The sequence below is a fragment of the Desulfobulbus alkaliphilus genome (assembly GCF_016918545.1).
GTDB classification, from domain to species: domain Bacteria; phylum Desulfobacterota; class Desulfobulbia; order Desulfobulbales; family Desulfobulbaceae; genus Desulfobulbus; species Desulfobulbus alkaliphilus.
The window spans coordinates 1-2,021 of sequence record NZ_JAFFQC010000081.1 but is presented as its reverse complement, the minus strand read 5'-3'; the positions used below and the strand labels follow the sequence as shown (position 1 = coordinate 2,021).

Annotated in this window: 2 protein-coding genes and 1 pseudogene; all 3 read right to left on the bottom strand. The window is 54.5% G+C overall.

The annotated features are described in order from the left end of the window. Window positions 1-134: 134 nt before the first annotated feature. Window positions 135-260 carry a hypothetical protein gene (locus tag JWG43_RS19975; RefSeq protein WP_275888491.1) on the bottom strand — a complete coding sequence of 42 codons (126 nt, stop codon included), beginning with the start codon at window positions 258-260 and terminating at the stop codon, window positions 135-137. A gap of 125 nt (window positions 261-385) precedes the next feature. Beyond that, the gene (locus tag JWG43_RS17395; protein ID WP_205244215.1) at window positions 386-1,465 is read right to left on the bottom strand and encodes an HTH domain-containing protein; all 1,080 of its coding nucleotides are present in this window, start codon (window positions 1,463-1,465) and stop codon (window positions 386-388) included. Beyond that, window positions 1,455-2,021: pseudogene (locus JWG43_RS17390) on the bottom strand (hypothetical protein); the annotation flags it as partial. The gene JWG43_RS17395 and the pseudogene JWG43_RS17390, both read right to left, overlap by 11 nt.

Genomic DNA, 2,021 nt, shown 5'->3' with positions numbered 1-2,021 from the left:
GAACACCCCCATCGTCCAGCCAAGACAATTGCAGAGACGAAGCCCAAATGCTTAGGGAGCAAAGCCCCACTGTGGCAAACGATTATTCAAACAGAAAGTTCCGTGGTAGAGAGAAGTTTCATATAAAAGCGCGGTCAATGTAATCGTCCGCCGGCGAGGGAAAACCGGCAGGAAACCCCTGTCTCCACCAGAGGGATGGGCTGAATAATGAAATCACCCGGATAGCCGACAAAGGCAACGTTCGCTGCGTGGTGGTTCATGATGGCTCCAGAAAAATGAGTGGCATGGAGCTGATTTTTACCCCATCCCCATGATACCGTCAACGACACCGATTTTCCATTCTTACCCTGTCTTTCGCCATGCGATTTTTTCCGGTGGGTCGCTATCAATCACGCGTCCAATGAGGCTGATCACTTTCGTTCCGGTGGACACTGTCAACAAACTCTTCATCAATTTCAAACAAATCAGGCGTCGAGCGATGAACGCCGATGCCGTGTTCCATCAGGAGCATCACGAGTTGCTCACCGTTCATCAGGGCGATGGGGGTCTTGTCTGCCTGGGCGGCCTCCTTGATGGCTCCCGGGCTGAAGTCGCTGGTGGTGATGATCAGGCCTTGCTCGTGTGCGCCGAGACTGCCGCGCACCTGCTGCACCACCGGAGCCTGGATGTTGTTCTTGAGCTTCCACTTCTTGACCTGGACGGCCATCTTGATGCGGATCACGTCACCGACCACCAGGGTGCCCCGGACATCGATGCCGCCGTCGCCGCTGAGCTTGGTCACCTCGACCATCTCGAAACCGATCTCTGCCAGCAACTGCGAGATAAGCTCCTCGAATTCGCCTGGTTTCATGATCAGCAGGCGCTCACGCAGCGCTTTTCGAACCTGGTGGTTGTGCTGCTCGATCTGGAATGCGAGACCGCGTCCCAACCATTGGCTCAGACCGATATAGCCACGGCCGTGCTGGACAAAACGGGGCCGTTCCCCTCGTTTCTGCTGGCGCTTGATTTCGGTGATCACCTGGGCGTACATGGTGGCGTCCGGCGTTTTTCCTCCCGTAATCAGCCATCCTTTTTCAATGGCCTTCGCGGTGACCTCCTTGTAATGCATCGGCTTTTTGCCGCCGAACATTTCAAGCACCTTCTGAGCGCATTCTGTGAAGGAGAAGCCTGCATTTGCGGACGACGGGTTTGTCGTTTCTTGCACGTCCAACGGAACCGACCCAGTGCCGCTCGGCATTTCAGTGGATTCCCGAAGAGCGAAGGTCTGAGGGCCGACCTTTACAAAAGGTGACTTGTCACCATTGCTCTTGATCTCGGAGTAGAGCCGGGCGCTGACAGTGGCGTTTGGAGTCTTGCCTCCGGAGTGCCAGAGACCGGCAGCCATAACCTGCTCGGTTATATCCTTGGTGTGCAGCGCTGTACCCGCCTGTTGCAGAACCTGAATGACTGCCGATTTAAGGTCCATGGCTCGCCCTCGTTGCGAATTGTTCGGCCTGATGTTGGTAGGTCACGCCGAAAATAGTGTCGCCCAGCCATTTTTTGAAGGACGGGTTGTCGCTGAACTGTTTGAACAGCTCGGTGTGGTCGGCCAAGAGGTCGATCATGACTCGTTGCAGTGCGGCGTCGTGTTCGATCCGAGCGGTCTTTTTGTCGTTGTTCCGCATGGCGTTTTGGTAGGCAACATCCGCTATCACTTTGGCCGGGATCTCCTCGGCGATAACCTTGCGGATTTTGTCACCGTCTTTCCATTCAATATTGCCAAACTGGTCGTTGAACGCCTTAATAATGTTGCTGAGCTGATCAAGCTCCGGTTCCGGCTTGCGGCCACCGCCGCTGGTTGGCACCGGACCGATTTCGACATCCTGATCCGGAAGGCCTATCTTCAGGCTGGTTAGGAGTCTAGCAATAATAACTTGTACATTTTTTGTTTTGCGTTGACGATTTTTTGACTGTATAGTCGCAGCATGGACAACCTTGCCATGCTCCAGCAAAAATATCAGCTTTTGCGGCCCCATCTCGAC